Source organism: Candidatus Erwinia haradaeae (genome assembly GCF_900698955.1).
Taxonomy (GTDB): Bacteria; Pseudomonadota; Gammaproteobacteria; order Enterobacterales; family Enterobacteriaceae; genus Erwinia_E; species Erwinia_E haradaeae_G.
In genome coordinates this window covers 672,283-698,182 of sequence record NZ_LR217720.1, presented here as the reverse complement: position 1 = coordinate 698,182, position 25,900 = coordinate 672,283, and the positions used below count along the sequence as shown (strand labels likewise).

Genomic DNA, 25,900 nt, shown 5'->3' with positions numbered 1-25,900 from the left:
TCTAAAAACTATTTGGAGAACAGTTTCTGTTGTAGCTTTTGATTCTGATGTCACATATATAACGTTATAGCATACATATATTCAATCATTTTCGTGCTGGCGCTTAATCATTCAATAAAACCTGGTAATACAGACTATATAATAATATCTTGTGATGTAAAATGTATAACGTCGCTATATAGCTGCATGTATCTGGTATAAATGTCTCTTTAATAATAAGTAATTTATATTATTTAAGTTAACAATTTTACAGTATGTTACAGAACCTCAATGGCATTGCTCATATTGTATGTACAAGTGCTCAAGAATTAATAAAAAGATGTAAAATATTAAGATAGCCGAATCGGTTATATCCTTTAAATAATAAAAATTAAAAAATGATAAATGTGTTTACCAATGCATAAAAAATTTATCGATGCATCATACCCAATGGCCATTTTTTTAATGGGTCCGACTGCATCGAGTAAAACCAAACTAGCGTTAGCTTTACGTCAGATGGCTCCAGTAGATCTTATTAGTGTAGATTCTGCGTTAATCTACCGAGGTATGGATATTGGAACGGCTAAACCTTCTATGGATAAGGGTTCTCCTATATCTCATCATTTGTTAGATATTCGTGATCCATCAGAGGTGTATTCTGTTGCTGAGTTTCGTCGTGATGCTATAGAAGAAATGCAGAACATTACACAGAAAGGCTGCATTCCTCTACTGGTTGGCGGTAGCATGCTTTACTATAAGACTTTGATGGATGGGCTGTCACCTTTGCCTAGCTCGAATCCAGCAGTACGTCAAAATATTCAGATCACAGCAAAAAAAATAGGCTGGAGAGCATTGCATGATCAATTATGCCATATAGATCCTGTTTCAGCACAACGTATTCATTACAATGATTCACAACGCTTATCTCGCGCACTAGAGGTTTTTTTTATTACTGGTTGCACTCTTACCGAGTTGATAAAAACGCGAAGAGAGCCATTAGCCTATAATATTTCTGCATTTGCCGTGGCACCAAAAGATCGTTTACTTCTTAACCAACGGATTGAAAGACGTTTGAGTCATATGCTGCAATTAGGATTTGAAGAGGAAGTGCGAGTATTGTTTAAACGGGGTGACTTAGACTCTAATATGCCTTCTATGCGATGCGTGGGATATCGTCAAATGTGGTTTTATTTATCCGGGATAATTGACTATCCAACTATGATTTATCAAACTGTCTGCGCCACTCGGCAATTAGCTAAGCGACAGATGACTTGGCTACGTAACTGGGAACAAGAGATACACTGGCTGGACAGTGATAATCTTGATATGGCTTTGAAAACAGTGTTAAAGGTTCTTAATACACAGATAAAAAATAGTGTTTGCGTAAAATAACATAGTGTTTATAAAAGACCACTGTATGATTTTCTGGTGCATCATTAGAGTTTATATATAACAGGTAAATTAAGGAAACGATACAATGTCCAAGGGGCAATTATTGCAAGATCCATTTTTAAATGCACTACGTCGTGAGCGAGTGTTAGTTTCTATTTATTTAGTAAATGGTATAAAATTGCAGGGTCAGATAGAGTCATTTGATCAGTTTGTTATTTTGTTGAAAAATACAGTGAGTCAAATAGTGTATAAACATGCCATTTCTACTGTAGTGCCAGCTCTCTCTATTTCTTACCATCATAATAGATAAAAGAGACCAGTGATCTCATTATTTGAGAGGTATGAAGAGGTCTTCTTATGAAGTCAAAAGAGTATCCTGTGATGGCATAATATACACATTATATACATATATACATTAAATATGTTCTGCAGATACAGAAGTATAATGTTAAATCTATATTAGAACAGAGCAATAAGATATCATAACAACCCAAAATAATTCAGAATAATCGCACATTACTAATGATTATTGATATGTTATGTATATAGTGATCATAGACAATGGACTGCCCGATTCGTACTCTATATTAGAAATCATTTATTTCTATATTGGACTGAAATAGAATAATGTAATTTTATTACACTCAATATTTGGCATAAAAACTTAGTGTTATTGCAATATTACGGCATCATTATAACAAGATGTATGTAAACAAATATACATATGATCTTGTGGCAATAAGGAAGGTATAAGTGATCAGTGGTATTTGTAAAAATACATCTAGTCAATAACTGATAGAGTAATAGTGTATAGATTGTACTAGCCTATTCTACAGGTTTTTATGAAATTTCATTAACCTCAAGTAAAATATATACAAGGTGTGTTAGTATATTTATGCGAGCGATCTATGAATGCTAGATGGTCTGCCTGGTCTAAGACATTATGAGTGATGAACTATGTTATAATGATGTGTATTTAATCTTTGTATTGGGTTCTGTGTATGTAATGTTACATGAGCATAGAAGTATATATTGCACAATTGTATGTATGTACTCAGACATCAAGATGAAAAGAACATGCAAGTAGGTTTTTGCTTCTTATGATGGCATTGTAAGACATTTTATACATTCAAGATAAAGATTCCTGAGTTCAAAAAATTTGGAATATCACGTACTCATGGTTTTGAGTAGGAGTATGCATTTTCCTTAGTTGGCGTCTCAAACTGCAAAAAACAGTTCATTATTGTAGAAGTAATATTTGATTATAGCATTAACCGCATATATATATTTTTTTGAAGCATTGTATTAACTTGATATTTTTCTATCCACAAATATTAATGTATAAAATCATGAAATGGAGTATAAGCATGGCCTGGAATCATCCTGGAGACAACGGACAGGACAATAATCCGTGGGGAGACAGTCATAATACAGGTGGCAATTCTACAGGAAACAATAAAGGAGGGCATGAGAATAAGGCGCTATACTGGGATGGTTTTCTCCGTAAGTTAAGCCATAATATTATCAGGCTTGGGGGCAACAAGAATAAAGGTGATAATAAAGAACCTCCTGTGATTGGAGCAGTAGAGCGTTTTATAGGAGTCATAGTTATAGTTTTATTATTTTTCTGGGTAATGGCTGGATTTTATACTATAAAAGAGGCCGAAAGGGGTGTGATTACGCGATTTGGGAAGTTTAGTCACATAGTGTACCCAGGTTTGAATTGGAAACCAGTTTTTGTGGATAATGTGCAAGCAGTTAATGTTGAGGCTGTGCGTGAACTATCTTCTTCTGGAACTATGCTCACTACAGATGAGAATGTAGTACGTGTAGAAATGAATGTACAGTATCGAGTCACTAATCCAGAACGTTATTTATTTTCTGTAAATAGTGCTGATGATAGTCTTATGCAAGCTACTGATAGCGCTTTGCGTGGTGTTATTGGGCGGTTAACTATGGATCGTATTTTAACAGAAGGTAGAACGGTAGTACGCAGTAAAACACAAAGTGAGTTAGAGGGCACTATTAGTTTATATGATATGGGTATTACTCTCCTTGATGTTAATCTACAAGCCGCGCGTCCCCCGGAAGATGTAAAAGCAGCGTTTGATGATGCTATAGCTGCCCGTGAAAATCGTGAACAGGTGGTGCGTGAAGCTGAAGCGTATGCTAACGATAGATTACCACGTGCGCGTGGTGACGCGCAGGGTATTTTAGAAAAAGCACGTGCTTACAAAACACGTGTAACATTAGAAGCACAGGGTGAGGTTAACAGCTTTGCACGTATTTTACCAGAATACAAAGCAGCACCACAAATTACACGTGAGCGTTTATATATTGAAACCATGGAACGTGTTTTAGGTCATACCCGAAAAGTATTAGTCAATGATCAATCCCATAATCTGATTGTGCTACCTTTAGAGCATTTAGCAACTACACAGACCAACGAAGACAATAATAACATACATCATCAATACAGTAGTAATAAGTGTCAGGAGATGTCGTCTTTAGCAGGGGTAAATAGTAGTAATGGGCAAACTGTCAACAATCATAATAGTACTAAAACCATCCAATCGAACGATGTTATAGATGCTCGTCGAGCGAATTCACACCGTGTACATACTTTGATGAGTAAAAGGGAGGAGTAGTAATGATGCGTAAATCATTGATATTTGTGTTTATATTTTTAATATTAATAGGCTCTTCACTTTGTATTGTACAAGAGGGTCAGCGTGGTATTGTTATGCGATTTGGTAAGGTTTTACGAAACTCTGAGGGCCAACCATTAGTATATATGCCAGGTTTACACTTTAAAATTCCATGTTTAGAATCAATGAAGCTATTAGATGCCCGCATTCAGACTATGGATAACCAAGCAGATCGATTTGTTACTAAAGAGCAAAAAGATCTTATTGTAGACTCATATATTAAATGGCGTGTAAGTGATTTTAGTCGTTACTATCTTGCTACTGGTGGTGGTGATATCTCGCAGGCTGAAATATTACTAAAACGTAAATTTAGTGACAGATTACGTTCGGAAATTGGTCGCCTGGATGTGCAGGCTATTGTTACTGATTCTCATGGTCGATTAACCACTGATGTACGTCATTCCCTGAACACAGGTAGTGCCAGTATAGACAATTCTGAAGAAACCTTGATGTCATCATCTGATGCTACCGCACATCATGAAGTATCTTCTATTAATCCAAATAGTATGGCCGTATTGGGTATTAAGGTTATCGATGTACGTATCAAGCAGATTAACCTTCCTACTGAAGTGTCCGATGCTATTTATGCACGTATGCGCGCCGAACGTGAATCTGTCGCTCGTAGCCAGCGAGCGCAAGGTGCAGAGGAAGCAGCAATAGTCAGGGCGCAAGCAGATTATGCTGTGGCGCGTACTCTTGCAGAAGCGCGTCGTCAAGCTTTAATTACTGAGGGTGAAGGAGACGCAGAATCTGCTAAGCTTTTTTCTGATGCATTTAGTCAAGATCCTGACTTCTATGCTTTTTTACGTAGTTTACGCGCTTATGAAAATAGCTTTAAAACTCAGCAAGATATAGTAGTATTGAGTCCGCAGAGCGATTTTTTTCGTTTCATGAAGCGTCCTGATATTGCAATACGATAGGTGTGTGTCTCCTATCTCTTTTCTTGTTTAAATGATTGAAGTGTTGTTTCGTGTTAAATATTATGCAAGTTTAGTACATCAAGCATATTAAAATAGCCTGCTTTATGAGATTGCAACCATAAAGCTGCTCTTAAAGCACCTTTTACAAACGCTATGCGATTTGACACTTTATGACTAAGCTCAATGCGTTCCCCGATATCTGAAAATAATGCTGTATGTTCACCAACAATATCCCCAGATCTTATTGCAGTGAATCTAATTTTTTGTGCCAAACGTGGAGCCATTGAGTACTCATCAGAATATATTTTATGTTTATTAAAGTCCCAGTTCAATGTTTTCGCAATAGATTCTCCTATTGCTAATGCGGTGCCAGATGGTGCGTCTATCTTATAACGGTGATGTTTTTCTATAATGTCAATATCCGTATGTTCTCCAATTACGTTTGCTACTTTTTCTGCCAGTTTAAGCATTATAGTAGCTCCTATACTGAAATTAGAAGAGCATACAATAGCTATGTCTTTTGCTGTATTTTTTATGATCTCATATTCTGTTTTGTTTAATCCAGTGGTGCCTATTATCATTGCTTTGCGGTATGTTTTACATAATGCAAGATATTTCAAGGTGCCTTTCGGGTGTGTAAAATCAATTAATACATCAAAGTGATCCACTAGTAGATCACTTTGATCAGTGATAATTACACCTGTAATACCACAACCTACAAGCTCACCTGCGTCTCTTCCAATGAGGGGAGAGTGTTTTCTTACTATAGCGGCACCTAGAGTCATATCTGGATTTTGTATAGTGGCTTTAATTAATTTTCGCCCCATGCGTCCATCTGTACCGGTAATAGCAATGCGAATCTTTTTTTGTATAATAATCAAATGCTCCTCCTTAAAGTATGCATATCTTATGAGTGGTTTGTGTTTACAATTGTCCTCTTATTATGAGTCTTGACTACATTTATCAGCAGTACCAGCATTAAGCAATTCAGTTAAACTAGCAGCAGCTGAGTCAGCAGTAATATGCTGTATGTGAGGTGTGTTGTTTATTTTGTTTTTTCGTATACGATCTTTGTGATATGAATATCCAGTACCAGCCGGAATTAGTCTGCCCACAATAACATTTTCTTTTAAACCACGTAGTTCATCATGTTTACCTGCAACAGCTGCCTCAGTAAGCACTCTGGTAGTCTCTTGAAAAGAGGCTGCAGATACAAATGACTCAGTGGCTAAAGAGGCTTTAGTAATACCAAGTAGATTACGTACGAAAGTAGCGGCTGTTTTACCACTAGCTTCTAATGTACGATTTGCAATTCTAACACGAGAGAACTCTAGTTGCTCACCATTTAAAAAGTCAGAATTTCCTGGATGGTGGATGGTGACCTTGCGCAACATTTGACGAATGATGACTTCAATATGCTTATCATTAATTTTCACGCCTTGTAAACGGTATACTTCCTGTACTTCATTAGTAATATAACGCGTTACTTCATGTACGCCCCTTAAACGTAAAATATCATGTGGTGACTCTGGTCCATCTGAAACTACATCTCCACATTCTACATGCTCACCCTCAAAGACATTTAACTGTCTCCATTTTGGAATCATTTCTTCGTATGGGTCATTTCCATTGATTGGTGTAATAACCAGGCGTCTCTTACCTTTTGTTTCCTTACCAAATGAAATAATACCACTAATTTCTGCTAAGATTGCTGGTTCTTTTGGACGGCGTGCTTCAAAGAGGTCCGCGACACGCGGTAGCCCACCAGTAATATCTTTAGTGCCAACCGATTCTTGCGGTACACGCGCTAAAATATCTCCTGCACTAATTTTCATTCCGTCTTCTAACTGAACAATTGCTTTCCCAGGGAGAAAGTATTGAGCAGGTATATCAGAACCTGGGATCATGACATCTTGCTTTCTGCCATCAATCACTTTTAGTGCCGGACGTAAATCTTTACCGCCTGTAGTACGTTCAGCGCTATCAAGTACTACAAGAGAAGATAGACCAGTTAACTCGTCAGTTTGACGAGTAATAGTAAGACCATCCAATATATCTGTAAATCGGATAAAACCGCTGACTTCAGTAATCACCGGCATAATATGCGGATCCCAATTGGCTACTGTTTCTCCTGCAAAAACCTGTTCGTGAGCATTTTTCGCCATGGTTGTTCCATAAGGAATTTTATAACTTTCTTTGGTTCGTCCAAATTCGTCAATTAATTTTAACTCGGTGTTCCGTGAAGTAATAACGAGCTTTCCCTCTGAGTTTGTTACTGATTTGGCATTAATTAATTTTAAGGTTCCTTTATTTTGTACCTGAATACTTGACTCCGCTGCTGCACGTGATGCTGCCCCTCCGATATGGAAGGTGCGCATTGTGAGCTGTGTACCAGGCTCCCCTATAGACTGAGCTGCGATGACACCAATAGCTTCACCTTTATTAATGATATGCCCGCGTGCTAGATCTCTTCCATAGCAATGCGCACATACTCCAAAATCAGTTTCACAACTGACTACTGAACGAACTTTAAGACTATCTACTGAATACTCTTCTAATATGTCGCACTGTTGCTCATGCAACAGAGTATTACGTGGTAACAGGATCGTAAGAGTTCCTGGTTGTAGAACATCTTCTGCAGTTACGCGGCCTAGTACACGTTCTCGTAGTGGTTCTTTTACATCCCCTCCTTCAATGACGGGGGTCATCAGGATTCCTTCGTGTGTACCACAATCATCTTCAGTTATAATCAGATCTTGCGCAACGTCTACTAGGCGACGAGTAAGATATCCGGAGTTAGCGGTTTTCAGCGCTGTATCTGCTAAACCCTTGCGCGCTCCATGTGTAGAAATAAAATATTGTAGTACGTTCAGGCCTTCACGAAAATTAGCAGTAATGGGTGTTTCAATAATTGAGCCATCTGGCTTCGCCATCAACCCTCTCATTCCAGCTAATTGACGAATTTGTGCTGCAGAACCTCGTGCGCCAGAGTCAGCCATCATAAAGATATTATTGAAAGAAGTTTGATGTTCTGCTACACCATGACGATTCATAACCAGTTCAGTAGAAAAGTTTTCCATCATGGCTTGAGCAACGCGTTCATTAGCTGCGGCCCAGATATCAATAACTTTATTATAGCGCTCTCCCGCAGTTACTAAGCCAGATTGAAATTGTTTTTGTATTTCAGCAACTTCAGTTTCTGCCTCATGGATAATATCTACTTTTTTCTTAGGGATAACCATGTCATCAATACCTACAGATGTTCCAGAGCGTGCTGCATAGGTAAATCCAGTATACATAGTTTGATCTGCAAAAATAACTGTTGGTTTTAATCCTAGAATACGATAGCAGGTGTTGAGCATTTTAGAGATAGCTTTTTTACCTAGCGTTTGATTAACAATAGAGAAAGGTAAACCATGAGGGACAATCATCCACAAGATCGCTCGACCAATAGTAGTATCTACTATACTTGTTTTCGGTATAAGTGTATGTTTTTCGTTTTTTTCATATTCAGTAATGCGCACTTTGACGCGAGCATGTAGTGCGGCGAGGCCTGCGCGGTATACACGCTCAGCTTCTTTTGGTCCTCCCAATACCATGCCCTCACCCTTAGTGTTGATACAGTCTCTAGTCATGTAATATAAACCTAGCACAACGTCTTGTGACGGTACAATAATGGGCTCACCGTTTGCAGGCGATAGGATGTTGTTAGTGGACATCATTAGCACACGTGCTTCTAGCTGCGCCTCCATAGTAAGAGGTACATGCACTGCCATTTGATCGCCATCAAAGTCAGCATTGTATGCTGCACAAACTAACGGATGTAACTGTATTGCTTTACCTTCAATCAGTACTGGTTCAAATGCTTGGATACCTAAACGATGCAAAGTTGGTGCGCGATTTAATAACACTGGATGTTCACGGATCACTTCATCTAAGATATCCCAGACCACTGATTCTTCGCGCTCCACCATTTTTTTAGCTGCTTTTATAGTGGTAGCTAGACCACGCAGTTCTAATTTTCCATAGATAAATGGTTTGAATAACTCTAAGGCCATTTTTTTCGGCAAGCCGCATTGATGTAGATGTAAACATGGCCCTACAGTGATGACTGAACGACCAGAATAGTCCACGCGTTTACCAAGCAGGTTTTGACGAAAACGACCTTGCTTACCTTTTATCATATCTGCTAAAGACTTGAGAGGACGTTTATTAGAGCCGGTAATCGCACGACCACGCCGTCCATTATCTAACAATGCATCAACGGCTTCTTGTAACATACGTTTTTCATTACGTACGATAATATCTGGGGCTGCTAGATCTAATAGACGTTTTAGACGATTATTACGGTTAATAACTCGGCGATATAGATCATTTAGATCGGATGTTGCGAAACGTCCACCATCTAATGGTACGAGAGGGCGTAAGTCAGGTGGTAACACTGGTAAGACATTCAGGATCATCCATTCTGGTTTATTACCAGATTGGATAAAAGCCTCAAGAAGTTTAATTCGCTTAGTTAGTTTTTTTCGCTTAGTTTCAGAGTTAGTTTCGTGTAGCTCAATGCGTAGCTGTTCACATTCTTTATTTAAGTGTATATTTTTTAATAAAATTTGGATCGCTGCCGCTCCTATTGTAGCTTCGAATTCATCACCAAACTCTTCTAGGGCATCTAGGTATTGTTCTTCAGTGAGTAATTGGTTTTTTTCTAGATTTGTCATACCACTTTCAGTTACAACATATGATTCAAAGTACAACACCCGTTCGATATCACGTAAAGGCATATCTAATAGCAAACCAATACGCGAGGGAAGTGACTTCAGGAACCAGATATGCGCAGTAGGTGAAGCTAGTTCGATGTGCCCCATTCTTTCACGGCGAACTTTAGTCTGTGTGACTTCCACACCACACTTCTCGCATATTACACCACGGTGTTTTAGACGCTTATATTTACCACATAGACACTCATAGTCTTTTACAGGACCAAAAATTCGCGCACAAAAAAGACCATCTCGTTCAGGTTTAAATGTGCGATAGTTTATCGTTTCTGGTTTTTTTACTTCACCGAAAGACCACAAACGTACGGTATCTGGTGATGCTAAGGCAATTTTGATTGCGTTAAATTCTTCAGTTTGAGTTTGTGTTTTTAGTAATTTTATTAAGTCTTTCACGTATGAGCTCCCATCAGGTAGAACTACTCAGATATGCCTAAAGTTTCCTGAGTACACCGTAACTGGTACAGCAGATTCCAGTTAATTACTCGTCTTCGAGATCAATGTTAATACCTAGAGATCTAATTTCTTGCAAGAGGACGTTAAAAGATTCTGGCATACCTGGTTCCATCTGATGGTTGCCATCAACAATATTTTTATACATTTTTGTACGACCATTAACGTCGTCAGATTTTACAGTAAGCATTTCTTGAAGAGTGTATGCGGCGCCATATGCCTCTAGTGCCCACACTTCCATTTCACCAAAACGTTGACCACCAAATTGTGCTTTACCGCCCAAAGGTTGTTGCGTTACCAAACTATAAGACCCTGTTGAACGTGCATGCATTTTGTCATCAACTAAGTGGTTAAGTTTTAACATATACATATATCCTACAGTAACTTTACGTTCAAATTTTTCACCACTACGACCATCAAACAGAGTAATCTGACCAGAAGAAGGTAGGCCGCCTAGTTTTAAGAGATCTTTAATTTCGCCTTCTTGTGCACCATCAAATACTGGAGTGGAAATCGGCATCCCATTTCGTAGATTTTCTGCTAAGCATAATATTTCTTTATCTGTAAAGGTATTTAAGTTCACCTTTTGTCGTATATTGGTGCCAAGGTTATATGCTTCCTGCATAAATTCACGTAATCGAGAGATCTCTACTTTTTGTTTTAGTAGTAGATTAATATGATTTCCAATCCCTTTTGCAGCCATCCCAAGGTGTGTTTCGAGAATTTGACCAATATTCATACGTGATGGCACGCCGAGTGGGTTCAGTACAATATCCACTGGAATACCATTTTCATCATAAGGCATATCTTCAATTGGGTTAATTTTAGAAATCACACCCTTATTACCGTGACGCCCGGCCATTTTATCACCAGGTTGAATTTGACGTTTAACAGCTAAATATACTTTAACGATTTTTAGTATGCCTGGTGCTAGATCATCTCCTTGCGTAATTTTTCGTCTTTTATCATTTAATTTTTGTTCAAAGTCATTTTTTAGTTCATGATATTGTTTAGTGAGCTTTAGAAACTGCTTATTTTGATCTACGTTTGTAATGCTAAGTTCTAACCATTTAGACTTTGGAAGGTCATTAAGAATATCCTCTGAAATGCCATTAGATAGAAGAAGCCTTTGTATTCTGTAAAAAAGACTGTTTTCTAGTATTTTTATTTTCTCAGAGAGATCTTTTTGTGCATTTTTTAGTTGTATTTCTTCAATATCCAAAGCGCGTCGATCTTTTTCTACACCATCGCGAATGAAAATTTGCACATCTATAACAGTGCCAGACATACCGTTCGGTACGCGCAGTGAAGAGTCCTTAACATCGGATGCTTTTTCGCCAAAAATAGCGCGTAGTAATTTTTCTTCAGGCGTTAATTGAGTTTCGCCTTTTGGTGTTACTTTTCCAACAAGAATGTCTCCACCACTCACTTCAGCCCCAATATATACGATGCCAGATGTATCTAGTTTAGACAGTGCAGCTTCACCTACATTTGGAATATCAGCAGTTATTTCTTCTGGGCCTAGCTTGGTGTCACGTGATACACAGGCTAGTTCTTGAATATGGATGCTAGTAAATCGATCTTCTTGTACTACGCGTTCGGATATTAAAATGGAATCTTCAAAATTATATCCGTTCCATGGCATGAACGCAACACGCATATTTTGACCCAGTGCCAATTCACCTAAATCAGTAGCTGGGCCGTCAGCAAGTACATCACCACGTTGAATGATTTCACCGAGACTCACGCATGGCATCTGGTTAATGCAAGTATTTTGATTGGAGCGAGTATATTTTGTTAAGTTATAAATGTCGATACCAGCTTCGTTCGCATAGATTTCATCTTCATGTACTTTAACCACAATGCGTGAGGCGTCTACGTATTGAATCTTACCACCGCGTTTTGCTACAGCAGTAACGCCAGAGTCAACAGCAACGGCACGCTCCATGCCAGTGCCTACCAGTGGTTTTTCAGATCTTAAAGTTGGTACTGCCTGGCGTTGCATATTAGCACCCATTAATGCACGATTAGCGTCATCGTGTTCTAAAAATGGGATTAATGAAGCACCAACTGAAACTATTTGTTGCGTAGAAACGTCCATATAGTTAATTTGATCGCAGCTAAATAAACTAGATTCCCCATGACTACGGCAAGTGACAAGAGCATCAATAATATGGCCTGAGTCGTTTAGGTTTGTATTGGCTTGTGCGATGACATAATTACCTTCTTCAATGGCCGAGAGATAATGAATTTCATTGGTTACGATGCCATCGCATACTCGACGATACGGGGTTTCAAGGAAACCATATTCATTAGTTTGGGCATATACTGATAAGGAGTTGATGAGGCCAATGTTTGGACCTTCTGGCGTTTCAATGGGACATACACGACCATAGTGGGTGGGGTGAACGTCTCTTACTTCAAAACCTGCACGCTCACGTGTTAGCCCACCAGGTCCAAGAGCGGAAATACGACGTTTATGTGTAATTTCAGATAGCGGGTTATTCTGGTCCATGAATTGAGAGAGCTGACTAGATCCGAAAAATTCTTTAATAGACGCGGAAATTGGTTTAGCATTGATCATATCTTGAGGCATTAAAGTATCTAGATCTCCCAATGAGAGACGTTCTCTTACTGCTCGCTCTACACGTACAAGACCAACACGAAATTGATTTTCAGCCATTTCTCCTACAGAACGAATGCGACGATTACCAAGATGGTCAATGTCATCAATTTCACCGATACCATTACGAATTCCGATGAGTTTTTGTATTACTTGAATAATATCTTCTTTATTCAAAATACTAGAACCTACGAGTTCCTCACGTTTTAAAGAGCGGTTGAATTTCATACGACCTACCGTTGATAGATCATAGCGTTCTTCAGAAAAAAAGAGGTTCTCAAATAAATTATGAGCTGCTTCATGTGTAGGAGGTTCGCCAGGGCGCATCATACGATATATTTCTAATAGAGCACTCATACGATCATACGTAGGATCAATACGCATTACTTCAGATATGTATGGGCCATGATCTAAATCATTTGTAAAAATTGTTTCAAGTTTTTTATGTTCTGCTTTTCGTAATTTTACTAATAAATCTAATGATAAAGGCGTATTGGCTATAATGAGGATCTCACCAGTATTAGTATCAATATAATCTTGAGAAACGATTTTGCCAATGATGTACTCAGGTGGCACGGGAATATAAGTCACACGATCTTTTTCTAAATGACGAATATGACGTGCAGTAATACGGCGTCCTTTTTCCACGTATATTATGCCATTTGATTCAATATCAAAAGATGCTGTTTCGCCGCGTAAACGTTCTGGAATGAGCTCCATTTGTAGTTGATTATCATATATATGATATACTACTTTTTCAAAAAAAAGGTCAAGAATTTGCTCAGTATTATAATCGAGCGCCCTGAGGATAATGGTAGCAGGGAGTTTGCGACGTCGATCAATTCGGACAAATAGATTGTCTCTTGGATCAAATTCAAAGTCTAACCATGAACCACGATAGGGAATAATACGTGCATTATAAAGCACTTTACCAGAGGAGTGTGTTTTACCTTTATCACTATCGAAGAATACACCAGGGCTACGATGAAGCTGCGAAACAATCACTCTTTCTGTACCATTGATGATAAAAGTACCATTATCAGTCATGAGTGGGATTTCACCCATGTATACTTCTTGCTCTTTGATGTCTTTCACGGTACCTTCTGGGGCTTCCCGTTCATAGATAACCAACCGTAGTTTTACGCGTAGCGGGGCAAAGAACGTGATACCTCGAATTTGGCACTCGTTCACATCAAAGATAGGCTCACCTAAACAGTAGCTGACATATTGTAGCTCAGAATGAGCGCTATAGCTTCTGATAGGGAATACAGAACGGAATGCTGCTTCCAAACCATATTGACCTTTCGGATCTTGCTTAATGAATTTCTGGAAAGAGTCAATCTGGATGGAAAGGAGATAAGGAATGTCCAGAACTTGTGGACGCTTACCAAAATCTTTACGAATGCGTTTTTTCTCGGTATAGGAGTAAACCATAGGGTTCCTCAGCTTTCTAAAAATAGAACCTTGTTCTCCATCCATGGGAATAGTTCTTTAATGCTGTTTGAATTATCGAAGTAGTGGATCACTTGTTGTTCATATCTTCTTTTGTTGAGGCTTCAATTATTTATTTTTTGCAATTGAAGTTAAGCTTGCAACAAGGGACAGACAGGAAGATAGCCAACGACTAGTAGCTATAAAGCATCATTGATTGTGCATAGATAAAATATATTGGTGGGTCACACATGATCAATGATAAGTGTGTGTTATATTATGATCTTGTTTCAACCCACAAAGTTATTTTATCTAACTTCTATCACTGCGCCTGTTGATTCTAGTGTTTTCTGTAAGCTTTCAGCTTCATCTTTTGTAATACCTTCTTTTAAAGAAGCAGGTGCAGATTCAACTAGATCTTTAGCTTCTTTCAGTCCTAATCCAGTTGCACTTCTTACTGCTTTAATTACAGCAATTTTATTAACACCAATCGATTTAAGTATGACGTCAAACTCAGTTTTTTCCTCTATCTCTTCAGGATCATTCGTAGGACCTACCACAGGATATGCAGAAGCGGATACTCCAAACTTCTCTTCCATGGTAGAGATTAAGTCAACAATTTCCATTACAGACAGAGCTGCAATGCCTTCAATAATTTGGTCTTTAGTGATTGACATCTCAATATTCCTAAATGCAGAAAGTAATTGATATATTTCAGCAAATGAGCGACATCGCAACATGTGCCTATTTAAGCAGAAGTAGCTTCTCTGTGATTACGCAAAGCAGCTAAAGTGCGAGCCAGTTTTCCAGCAGATGCTTCTTTCATGGTTGCCATAAGGCGTTGAATTGCTTCATTATACGTTGGTAAGGTTGCTAGGCGGTCAATTTGATCCGCACTTATTAGTTCACCTCCAAAAGCTGCACCTTTAATATGAAAGTTAACGTGTGTTTTCGAAAATTCTTTAAAAAGACGAGCAGCAGTACCTGGGTGTTGCATAGAATATGCAATTAAGGTTGGACCAGTTAATGTATGCTGAAGGCATTCAAAGGGAGTGCCTTGCATAGCACGACGTAACAAGGTATTACGAATAATGCGTATATGTACGCCCATTTCGCGGCTGTTTTTTCGTAATTCCGTAATTTTATCTACAGTAATACCACTAAAATTTGCGACCACCGCCGATAGCGCGCCCTTCGCTATTTTACTGGCTTCCGCAACAATCGCTTTTTTATCTTGAAGATTCAAAGTCATTAGCTCGTTCTCCTGGGTTAGGACCGGGATTACCCCAAAACTCATATCTTACCTTATCTGTTCTAAAAAGATAGGCATCGATGCTTTTTGCGAAGAATCAAGCATGTTTTAGATGAAAAGGTTTTGATGTTTTTTCACTGTTGATACAAACGATAAATGTTAAATACAAGCAAGTATATATCTGGTGTTTGCATCTCTTATTATATTATAAGTCCTATAAATTAAGATGATTGTTACTTAAGATACCAGATCTCTATGACTTATACGACACTCCTACGAGTACAGGGTTATCAGTAGAATTATAAAATCAATCACTGTATGTAGGTGAATGACATTGAGACAGATGAACGGAATCTGCCTTACTCTATAATTTTAAATTATTTTATGTATATTAATCAACATAAGTGAATGGTATGAAAATACGACTGATAACACACTCAAATATTAAAATATAGGTTATAGTGCAAAAACATTGGTTTTTTTGAAGCTTAAGATTAAGTCATGCACGCGCTTAGACTGGCTAAATCCACTGCGATACAGGCTCCCATGGTACTTGAAATACTTACTTTTTTAATAAAGACACCTTTTGCTTGAGGTGGTTTGGTTTTTTTTAAAGTAAAAAGAAAGGATTCTAAGTTTTCTTTTAATTGATCTACATCAAAGTTTGCTTTACCAAACGTGATATGCACAATTCCGTTTTTGTCATTCCGATAACGAATCTGACCAGATTTAGCATTTTTTACTGCTTCTGCTATATTTTTAGTAACCGTCCCCACTTTTGGGTTTGGCATCAGACCGCGTGGTCCAAGAATTTGGCCTACTTGGCTTACAAGATGCATTGAATCTGGAGATGCAATAACAACATCAAAATTCATTTTTCCTTTTTTGATCTGCTCTACTAAATCTTCCATACCAATAAGTTCAGCGCCAGCATCTCGCGCGGCTATAGCATGGTCTCGGTTTGCGAACACCGCTACTCGTATAGATTGACCAGTTCCATGAGGAAGCATAGAAGAGCCTCGTATGTTTTGGTCTGATTTGCGTGCATCAATGCTTAAATTGATTGCTACATCGACGCTTTCTATAAATTTAGCGGTTGCTTGCTCTTTTGTGAGAATCAGTGCTTCGCTAATATTGTATAATTTATTTTTATGAATTTGTTCACGTATAGCACGCATACGCCTAGTCAGCTTAGCCATTCTACCCCTCCACCACTAAGCCCATAGAACGAGCAGTACCCTCAATTGAACGAGTCATAGCTTCAATATTAGACCCAGTCATATCTTGTGCTTTTGTTTCTGCTATCATTTGTATTTGAGCATGTGACAAAGTACCAACTTTATCCTTATTGGGTTTACTAGAGCCGGATGTAATACCAGCTGCTTTCTTCAGAAGTATAGCTGAAGGAGGTGTTTTTGTGATAAAACTAAATGAACGATCGGCGTAAACAGTGATCACTACTGGGATTGGTAAGCCTTTTTCGAACGAATCCGTTTTAGCGTTAAATGCTTTGCAAAACTCCATAATATTTACGCCTTTCTGGCCTAGCGCCGGCCCTACTGGTGGGCTCGGGTTTGCCATGCCAGCTGCAACCTGCAGCTTGATATAGGCTTGTACTTTCTTAGCCATCACGAATGCCTCAGATAAGGTGATAATTTTCTTGAATTTGAATTGTTTAAGATTTTATTTGTTATGATCAGATCAGTTATCTCTTAGCTGTCTTAGAAAGCATCTCTAATTTCGATAAAGATGGTCTCTGTCGAGAGTTAAAACATGTTAAGCATATACATAATTTAAGGTATCAATTATCTTGTATTTTAGAAGTAACATAACAACAAATATAAGCAATGTAAAATATTCAGGTAGTATATATTTTATTATGAGGTTTCAAAATACGACGATTGTGACAATATACTATAATTAATTAGTTTAGCACATAGGCAGTTTAAAATTATACACCAATTGTATTGGTGCTCGCAACGCTAATGTTAATTATGATACTCAGAATAAAATTAGTGAGTGTGTAGTCGTGTCTTACGATACCTACATTAGGTGAGTAATTTTATAGTATGCGATCAATAATTATTATCCTTTTTCAACTTGAGCGAAATCTAGCTCGACAGGTGTGGCGCGGCCGAATATAGATACAGAGACTTTTAGGCGACTTTTTTCGTAGTCAACTTCTTCTACAACACCATTAAAATCAGAAAACGGACCGTCATTTACACGTATCATCTCCCCAGGTTCAAATAACGTTTTAGGACGTGGTTTATCTCCAATCTGCTGCAATAATGCAGCAATGGCGTTAACTTCTTTGTTGCTAATTGGTGCTGGATGATCAGAGGTTCCACCGATGAAACCCATAACTCTGGGTACGTTTCGTACAAGATGCCAGCTAGTATCGTGCATAATCATTTGTACTAATACGTACCCTGGAAAGAACTTCCGTTCACTTTTACGACGTTGTCCACGACGGATCTCAACTACTTCTTCAGTAGGTACCATAATATCGCCAAATAATTCTTCCATATTATGTAGTTTAATATGCTCACGTAGTGACTGAGCCACGCGACTTTCAAAACCGGAAAACGCTTGCACGACGTACCAGCGTTTTTGGGGATTTTTTAGCATCTTAAAACCTCAGTCCAGTAATAAATGATACGAGGCGGACTAGGATACCATCCAAACCCCACAAAATCAGCGACATAATCGCAGTAACAACAGTCACGATAAGCGTAGTATGTAAAGTTTCCTGACGAGTAGGCCATATAATTTTACGGACCTCAGTGTACGATTGCTGTACAAAAGTCAAGACTAATTTACCTAGTGTTGTTAACAGAGCTAAACTAGCTGCTGCAATTATTAAGATCATGATACAAAGTATATGCAGTGGTAATGGAATATCATGATACCCAATAGTGCCTGCGACAGCTATTACAAGCAGGATTACTGCCCCTAACCATTGGTATATTTCTGATTTTTTCTTTTTTTTTTGAAATATTTTATAGGAATTCATAAACAAGCCTGTTGTCAATAAACTAAAATAACAATGTATATAAATCAGATATATTCCATCGATCATTGTTGTAATGATTGTATTTCGTGATCTTTTTCACGATATGTAAATGTTTACGGTATGATGCTATCATAATCTGATTTTGCAGTATGATGATACTGTAGTACAAAAAAATAAAATAAACTATTCTAGTTTTTATCTTTTGTCAAATGAATCAAAAATGAAACAGTATTCGAATGGGCGAAGTGAGTCCCCTGTATAAATAGTTATGCTTTCGTGATAAGTAGAATGTTAAGAGTAGGTTAGCGCCAGCATAGATCTGAAGTGGAAAGAGCTTATGATAGCAAGTATTAATATAATATATAGTGAGGTGCTTGTTTCTGTTTTTTGTTTGTGTCGATAGCACGATATAGTATCACGATCATTTCCAGTACGAGTATAGTATTATACTAGAGATCTTACATAAAAATATGTATTATATAGAGATAAGTCTGTCACGAGAATTACATTCTATTGCTAGTTTGAAATATTTCTGATGATTCTGTGGTGTGAGGTCACTGGGAGTATCACCTACATCAACTTGACTTAATTATATTTTAATATATAATATATAATATATATTTTATGATATGTAATGACATAGTTATGAGCATGAAATTATGATTCTGAATAAAATCTATACAGTGTATGTAGTTTATTAATGATTAGTTGAGTAGTTTAGTTGATTGTATTAAATTATCACATGATTATTTTTATGAAAAACATGTGCAACATCCTGGGTTATTATAGTAATTTATATTGAAAACTGGGTTATTATAGTAATTTATATTGAAAACTATGTATTATTATATAATATTTATGCTCTAGGATTTATTTTCAGTATTTGAATATTTTGATAAAATGCTTTTAGAGTATTGCTCACGATACTTGTATAACAATTATATGAAACATGAGGAATCGTGTAATGGTTTATGGAGAATCCAGAATGCACTGCATTGAATTTTATCGTCGGATTATTAGTTAATATATTCGTCCTGTCTGTTAGGAACATAAAAGTTGTATTACGGTATACCCTTCTATGAGATGGTATTTTACGTACAATCATGACACATCCCGCCAATATATTATATTTATTTTTTAAGCTGGACTTTTTCCCTCAAATAGAATACCACAACAGTATGCTTGATAGATAGGTAGTATTTTTCTTAAAATAATCACTGATAAAATATAGCAAGATAAAGGTAAGTTTATGATTTCAGGTATTGTGATATTACCAATGATAAAGTTTGGCAGGGCATTGCTTGTAAAAGAAGAAGAGATAGTCATTACTGAAGAGAAAATTCTTACCGATCAAGTTAATCAGGAAATTCATCGTTTTCTTGATGCTCGTAAAAAGTCTTTTCAACAACTTACAATGATTCAAATGAAAGCTCGTGAAGTCTATGGAGAAGAAAAAGCAGCCATCTTTGAGGGGCATATTATGCTGTTAGAAGATGAGGATATGGAGCATGACGTTGTTTCCTTGATCAGAGATGAATTAGCTACCGCGGATTTAGCGGTTTATACTGTAATTAATTCTCAGGTAAAATCTCTAGAAGAGATAGATGATGAGTATCTAAAAGAGCGTGCGTCTGATGTGCGTGATATTGGCCAACGTCTTCTAAAAAATATTTTGGGTTTAAATATTATTGATTTTAGCTCGATTGATGAGGAAGTTATCATTATTGCTCGAGATCTCACTCCATCAGACATAGCTCAAATGAATGTGAGAAAGGTGCTAGGTTTTATTACCGATATGGGCGGAGCTACTTCCCACACCTCGATTATGGCTCGTGCATTAGAGTTACCAGCTATTGTAGGTACTGGGAATATTACTAGTAAGGTTAAACATGGTGATTTCTTGATTTTAGATGGAATACACAATCAAGTGCATATTAATCCGGATCCAGAAAAAATTTCAGAGCTGAAATTGCTAGAAAAACAGCACAACATCGAGAGACAGGAGTTATTACAACTCACAGGGTTACCAGCAATCACTCTTGACGGTCATATGGTCAAACTCTGCGCAAATATTGGTACGATACGTGATATTGCAGGTATAGGGTATTACGGTGCAGATGGGGTGGGTTTGTATCGTACAGAGTGTTTATTTATGAACCGTCAATCGTTACCTAGTGAAGAGGAGCAGTTTCAAGCTTATAAATCAGTGGTAGAGGCATTGGGTGCTCGTGGTGTCATTATTCGTACGATGGATATCGGTGGGGATAAAAAAATACCATACATGAATCTACCAAGAGAGAATAATCCATTTCTTGGTTGGCGTGCTATTCGTATTTTAATGGATCGCTCTGAGATGTTAAAGTCACAACTACGTGCGATCCTCCGCGCCTCTGCTTTTGGTGTCTTGCGCATCATGTTTCCTATGGTGATTTCTGTGGAGGAAGTGCGCTTTTTAAAAATACAACTTGAAATTGTAAAAGAAGAGCTGTCTAGGGAAGAAAAAGCATTCAATAAAGATATTGAGATCGGTATCATGGTAGAAACTCCAGCTTCTGCGGTGATTGCGCATCACTTAGCCAAAGAAGTTGATTTTTTTAGTATTGGTACTAATGATCTGACGCAGTATACTTTAGCGGTAGATCGTGGTAATGAATTAATATCCCATCTCTATAATCCTCTGTCTCCTCCTGTTATACAGTTAATTAAGACTGTGATTGATGCTGCTCATGCTGAAGGTAAGTGGATAGGCATGTGCGGTGAATTAGCAGGAGATCCGCGTGCTACATTATTATTATTAGGGATGGGACTAGACGAATTTAGCATGAGTGCTATCTCTATTCCACGTATAAAAAAAATTATTCGTAGCTGTGATTTGCACAAGGCTAAAAAATTAGCAGTACAAGCACTAACTCAATCTACGGCAGATGAATTAATGCAATTAATAGATTCTTTTCTTGTAGACAAAAAATAGACTGTATATATGAGATGCCAGTATTATATTAACCAAAAAACAGACATGCAGCCTCTTGTCGTGCACAACAATAATGCATCTAAACTATAATGATTTTTCAGGCATATATATGATATGAGATCTCATATAAGAATCTATCAGTGCTGATGGTATGAAGATTTTTGCAATGTGTTAGATAGTGTATAATATCCAAGTGCATATGTTCACATTAATCTACGCCTGGATATACAATCTGAGCGTAGCGCGGATGTTCTACATTTTGAACAATACTGATGATGGACTTTATTTTATTTCTCTCATTCTTAGCATGTATCATTCATTATATATAGAGATATTTTTTCACAATCATGATATTACGATTAATGATAGGAAAAGAAATGTAAGAAGGTTACAAATAGATCAAAGAATGATGATACTCATCAGTAATCCATTATTTTGTAGTGAATTTAATATAGTGTATTACATCGAATGATTATTAACGAGAAAGAAAATCATCATAGAAGGTCAAATAGTAGTAGTATCTTGTAGATAAGATTTCAGATTGAGAGTGCAACATTTAGTTTATCATAATTTTTCCTTATAATGTTGGGGTATTTAATGAGAGATAGGGGTATAATTCTTAGTTGCTGACGTATTATATACCTGCCAAGTGGCGAAGACCACGAGTGAACAGCCCCTGCCGGTGAATGACCGATTAACTCGCTATTCTGGTTCTTTAATTTTGTCTGTAGGTAAAAAGTTTGTAAGAAGCGTTTAGACCACTTGATGGTACAATAATAATACAGTATATGCACATTAGTATTAGGTTTGAAATATCATGAAAAATATTCTTTCTATTCAGTCCCACACTGTCTTCGGTCATGCAGGTAATGGAGCTGCAGAATTCCCCATGCGACGACTGGGTGCTAATGTTTGGCCACTTAATACTGTTCAATTTTCTAATCATACGCAGTATGGTCATTGGACTGGCTCAGTGATGTCAGGAACTCATTTAATAGATATTGTTCGCGGCATTGACGATATTGATCGCTTAAAAACTTGCGATGCAGTGTTAAGTGGATATCTTGGGTCAGCGGAACAAGGAAAAGCTATACTGGAAATCGTACGTATGGTGAAAGAGGCTAATCCTAATGCATGGTATTTTTGCGATCCTGTAATGGGGCACCCAAAAAAAGGTTGTATTGTTGCAACTGGTGTTTCTGAGTTTCATGCTCATTTATCGTTACAAGAAAGTGATATTGTAGCACCTAATATTTGGGAGCTCGAAGTGCTTAGCGGTAGTGGTGTGCTAGCTAATGTTGAACAAGTTATTGCTGCTGCGCATGCTTTAATAATCAAAGGACCAAAAGTTGTGTTAGTCAAACACCTAGCTAATGCTGGTTATCGCAGAGATAGGTTGGAAATGTTATTAGTAACGGGTGACCAAGTATGGCATATCGATCGACCACTGATAGACTTTGGTGTTCGTCAACCCGTAGGAGTAGGGGATTTAACCAGTGGATTACTTTTAGTAAATCTTCTTAATGGCTTACCTTTACAGGCAGCAGTAGAGCATGTAACAGCCGCTGTGTATGCAGTAATGCTGAAAACCCATCAAATGGGAGAATATGAACTACAGTTAGTCGCTGCACAACAAGCCATGGTGGAACCACAACTACAATTTAGTGCTGTGCAAATCGCATTATTGTGATGTCATCTTGAATGGAAATATATGGCTTAAATATATTGCTGATTCTATACATTACGAACTGAAATATTATTATTCCATTATATAGAATGGTTAAAAAATACGTAAATATGCGTCCTAGGACTCGTTTTATTATGGCATCATATTATGGTGGTAATACCATATAAAGTTATCGGGATATACGATAAGAAAGCAAGATATAAATATACTTTTTATACTTGAGCTGGGTTTATAGATGTTTCTTACATTTGGCAATCTATAGGGATACAGAGTGCCTCTTTATTCTGTCTTCAGTTCAGGTCGTTAAACTATGGCTGACAAGTTGTCACATCATCAATGCGTTATCGTAGGTATCTCAGGTGCGTCCGCTTCAGGGAAAAGTCTAATTGCTAGTACGCTTTATCATGAAGTTCGTGACCGTTTTGGTGATGAAAACATTGGAGTAATTCCTGAGGATGCTTATTATAGAGATCAAGGTCATCTCACAATGGCTGAGAGAGTTCACACTAATTATGACCACCCAAATGCTATGGATCACAGCCTATTGTTACAACACTTACAGATGTTAAAAGCAGGGCTTGCGATTGATTTACCGGTTTATAGCTACACCGAACATACACGGACTCAACAAACACTTCATCTCAAACCGAAAAAGGTTATTATCCTAGAAGGGATTTTATTGCTTACTAGCGCTAAATTGCGTCAGGAGATGAATTTTTCTATCTTTGTAGATACATCGCTTGATATTTGCCTTCTGCGACGCATGCAACGTGATGTTAACGAGAGAGGGCGCTCTATGGATTCAGTAATGGCGCAGTATCAGAAAACAGTACGACCTATGTTCCTACAATTTATTGAACCTTGCAAACAATATGCTGATATTATTGTACCTCGTGGAGGTAAAAATCGCATTGCCATTGATATTCTCAAAGCCAAAATCAATCAGTTTTTTGAGGAATAAAAAAGCATGGTTTTGAATACAAAAAAGATGGGTAATAAAAGCGGGTCAATTATAGATCAAAAGAGTTAACATATCATACCACTATGGTATAGTAAAGTGATTGATGCGATTCTATAGCAGATTTTTTGTGGATGAATTTGTTAATATTTACTCAAGCATAGTTCTAATGCTAGTAGGGAAGTCATGTTCAATGTATGCGATAAATGAACACGAAAAAGGACTGTGTACCTATTGATAGATTTATAATATATTTTGTTTTTATTATGGGTTTTTAGAGAATGTAGACATGTAAGTTTATTTTCCTGGTGTTTAGCAGAAATATATAAACGTCTTTCATCAAACATACCGTTAATGAATAAAAAGTTTAGGATCAGTATCCTACGATCAACAATCGATTTAATAACGTATTTTCCATATCTCCTTAGTGGTGATAACTAATATCGTGTGTGTGGAGAGATCACTCCAATGATCATATCCGAGAAATAAGGATTTTTTGGCTTAGTCGGCGTCACTCAGTACTACTGTTATGTATTACAGTGTGCTGCACCACACGCGTAACGTTATATTTTGATTTTACTGGATGACATCTCTAAACTCTATATTGTGCTATAATTTACAGGATGATGTAAATACATCTGCTTTATATGATAAGAGCTTTACAGGTTATAATATCTATGCATCTGTAAGTATTATTATTGGAATGACTAATGTATTTGTGGTTCGTGAATGTTCTATAGGCTATAATTTCTATTTATGGTAGTTTATGACTACTTAAAGGTACGGGAACAGGAGGGTTTTATATTGTGGTGTGTGTAGCCATATTTTGAAATATTAACTGCATAATCCATTATTAATCGTTGTAAGTAATATCTCAGGTGGTAAGTTATTCCAGATGGTTTTTAAGGAACTGTAGTTACAAGATTATGGTATCGTCTTCAGTCAATCATTTTTTTAAGTGTTTATTTTATTTGTTAATCCAGACGTTTCTAGATATTAGACTGGTTGCTAGTGATTTTTACTGTGTAGAATAAGCAATATTCTCGTATGGATGTGGTAAGTAATACGTGTAGCACACTGTGTACGTGTTTTTTGTATGGATTAATCCATAATAAAAGGACAATAGTATAAGATTGGATTTAATAATGTTAAATAACATATATTATGTACTGTGTATCTATTGTTGAGATGAGTGGTGCGGCATGCTCTTTTCCAACAGAACACAACAACATCTCTGTAAATAGCACCCTATGATAAATTAGAGAAAGCATTCATAATTTTATGAGGCTTGTGAGATGTATAGTATAGAATGTTATTACAAATTATTAATGCATGATGTGACAATAGATGTATTTATGGATATTTATAGCAAATTATAAGCAGGTGAATTTAGTATTAAAACGGTAACTTTTACTGCAATGGTTCACGTGGTTCTTGATTGTTTGTTATTATGTGTAGGTTATCTATATAATAGGTTTAGCAACAGGGTTGTATATAATAATATTATTATCAGCAATATCTAATGGTAGTAGAGAACGACGATTCTTAGAAATCTTTCTTTGATGTAGATATATGTATATCGATTTTTTCTAATAGATTTTTTCGACGATATTTAGTGGACATGCGTGTTATGTAAAATTTTTATGGAATATACGAAATGTGGATAATATAAATAATTTATAGTCGATGGGAATATTGTATTAGGTGGTATTCTATGTATATTGCATAGTGCCAG

General features: G+C 37.1%; 15 protein-coding genes and 1 pseudogene. 7 read left to right on the top strand and 9 right to left on the bottom strand.

Annotated features, from left to right (window positions below):
• The first annotated feature begins 396 nt into the window (after positions 1–396).
• The 4 genes and pseudogenes from miaA (at position 397) to hflC (ending at position 4,999) form a co-directional block, all read left to right on the top strand.
• A complete protein-coding gene (gene miaA / locus ERCILAFE3058_RS02210; protein ID WP_157989829.1) occupies positions 397–1,371 on the top strand; it encodes a tRNA (adenosine(37)-N6)-dimethylallyltransferase MiaA in 975 nt (324 codons plus the stop codon).
• Positions 1,372–1,456: 85 nt separating this feature from the next.
• Positions 1,457–1,675: pseudogene (gene hfq, locus ERCILAFE3058_RS02205) on the top strand (RNA chaperone Hfq); the annotation flags it as partial.
• A 1,063-nt stretch (positions 1,676–2,738) separates the two neighbouring features.
• Positions 2,739–4,019, top strand: a complete 1,281-nt coding sequence (hflK, locus tag ERCILAFE3058_RS02200; RefSeq protein ID WP_157989827.1) for an FtsH protease activity modulator HflK — start codon at positions 2,739–2,741, stop codon at positions 4,017–4,019.
• A gap of 5 nt (positions 4,020–4,024) precedes the next feature.
• Positions 4,025–4,999: a protease modulator HflC gene (gene hflC / locus ERCILAFE3058_RS02195; RefSeq protein ID WP_157990073.1), complete on the top strand. Its 975-nt coding sequence runs from the start codon at positions 4,025–4,027 to the stop codon at positions 4,997–4,999.
• Between the two features lie 53 nt (positions 5,000–5,052).
• Here the strand turns inward: hflC and dapB are convergent, their stop codons facing one another.
• The 9 genes from dapB to secE all read right to left on the bottom strand — a co-directional run bounded on the left by dapB (position 5,053) and on the right by secE (position 18,549).
• On the bottom strand, positions 5,053–5,874 hold the full coding sequence (gene dapB, locus ERCILAFE3058_RS02190) for a 4-hydroxy-tetrahydrodipicolinate reductase (RefSeq protein WP_157990072.1): 822 nt from the start codon (positions 5,872–5,874) through the stop codon (positions 5,053–5,055).
• 66 nt (positions 5,875–5,940) lie between these two features.
• On the bottom strand, positions 5,941–10,170 hold the full coding sequence (gene rpoC, locus ERCILAFE3058_RS02185; protein WP_157989826.1) for a DNA-directed RNA polymerase subunit beta': 4,230 nt from the start codon (positions 10,168–10,170) through the stop codon (positions 5,941–5,943).
• Between the two features lie 85 nt (positions 10,171–10,255).
• Positions 10,256–14,284 (bottom strand): DNA-directed RNA polymerase subunit beta, encoded by a 4,029-nt coding sequence (gene rpoB / locus ERCILAFE3058_RS02180; RefSeq protein WP_157990071.1) that lies wholly within the window; start codon positions 14,282–14,284, stop codon positions 10,256–10,258.
• 305 nt (positions 14,285–14,589) lie between these two features.
• Positions 14,590–14,958: a 50S ribosomal protein L7/L12 gene (rplL, locus tag ERCILAFE3058_RS02175; protein ID WP_157989825.1), complete on the bottom strand. Its 369-nt coding sequence runs from the start codon at positions 14,956–14,958 to the stop codon at positions 14,590–14,592.
• Positions 14,959–15,029: 71 nt separating this feature from the next.
• On the bottom strand, positions 15,030–15,533 hold the full coding sequence (gene rplJ, locus ERCILAFE3058_RS02170; protein ID WP_157989824.1) for a 50S ribosomal protein L10: 504 nt from the start codon (positions 15,531–15,533) through the stop codon (positions 15,030–15,032).
• A 494-nt stretch (positions 15,534–16,027) separates the two neighbouring features.
• Positions 16,028–16,732, bottom strand: a complete 705-nt coding sequence (gene rplA / locus ERCILAFE3058_RS02165) for a 50S ribosomal protein L1 (RefSeq protein ID WP_157989823.1) — start codon at positions 16,730–16,732, stop codon at positions 16,028–16,030.
• 1 nt (position 16,733) lies between these two features.
• On the bottom strand, positions 16,734–17,162 hold the full coding sequence (rplK, locus tag ERCILAFE3058_RS02160; protein ID WP_157989822.1) for a 50S ribosomal protein L11: 429 nt from the start codon (positions 17,160–17,162) through the stop codon (positions 16,734–16,736).
• Positions 17,163–17,618: 456 nt separating this feature from the next.
• Positions 17,619–18,164, bottom strand: coding sequence for a transcription termination/antitermination protein NusG (nusG, locus tag ERCILAFE3058_RS02155; protein ID WP_157989821.1), 546 nt, complete (start codon positions 18,162–18,164; stop codon positions 17,619–17,621).
• 1 nt (position 18,165) lies between these two features.
• Positions 18,166–18,549 (bottom strand): preprotein translocase subunit SecE, encoded by a 384-nt coding sequence (gene secE, locus ERCILAFE3058_RS02150; protein ID WP_157989820.1) that lies wholly within the window; start codon positions 18,547–18,549, stop codon positions 18,166–18,168.
• A 1,249-nt stretch (positions 18,550–19,798) separates the two neighbouring features.
• Between secE and ptsI the strand changes: the two genes are divergently transcribed.
• From ptsI to udk, 3 genes are all read left to right on the top strand, one after another.
• The gene (gene ptsI, locus ERCILAFE3058_RS02145) at positions 19,799–21,520 is read left to right on the top strand and encodes a phosphoenolpyruvate-protein phosphotransferase PtsI (protein ID WP_157989819.1); all 1,722 of its coding nucleotides are present in this window, start codon (positions 19,799–19,801) and stop codon (positions 21,518–21,520) included.
• Positions 21,521–22,337: 817 nt separating this feature from the next.
• Entirely contained in the window at positions 22,338–23,210 is an 873-nt protein-coding gene (pdxY, locus tag ERCILAFE3058_RS02140; RefSeq protein WP_157989818.1) for a pyridoxal kinase PdxY, read from the top strand.
• Between the two features lie 307 nt (positions 23,211–23,517).
• The gene (gene udk / locus ERCILAFE3058_RS02135) at positions 23,518–24,168 is read left to right on the top strand and encodes a uridine kinase (protein ID WP_157989817.1); all 651 of its coding nucleotides are present in this window, start codon (positions 23,518–23,520) and stop codon (positions 24,166–24,168) included.
• Positions 24,169–25,900: the final 1,732 nt, after the last annotated feature.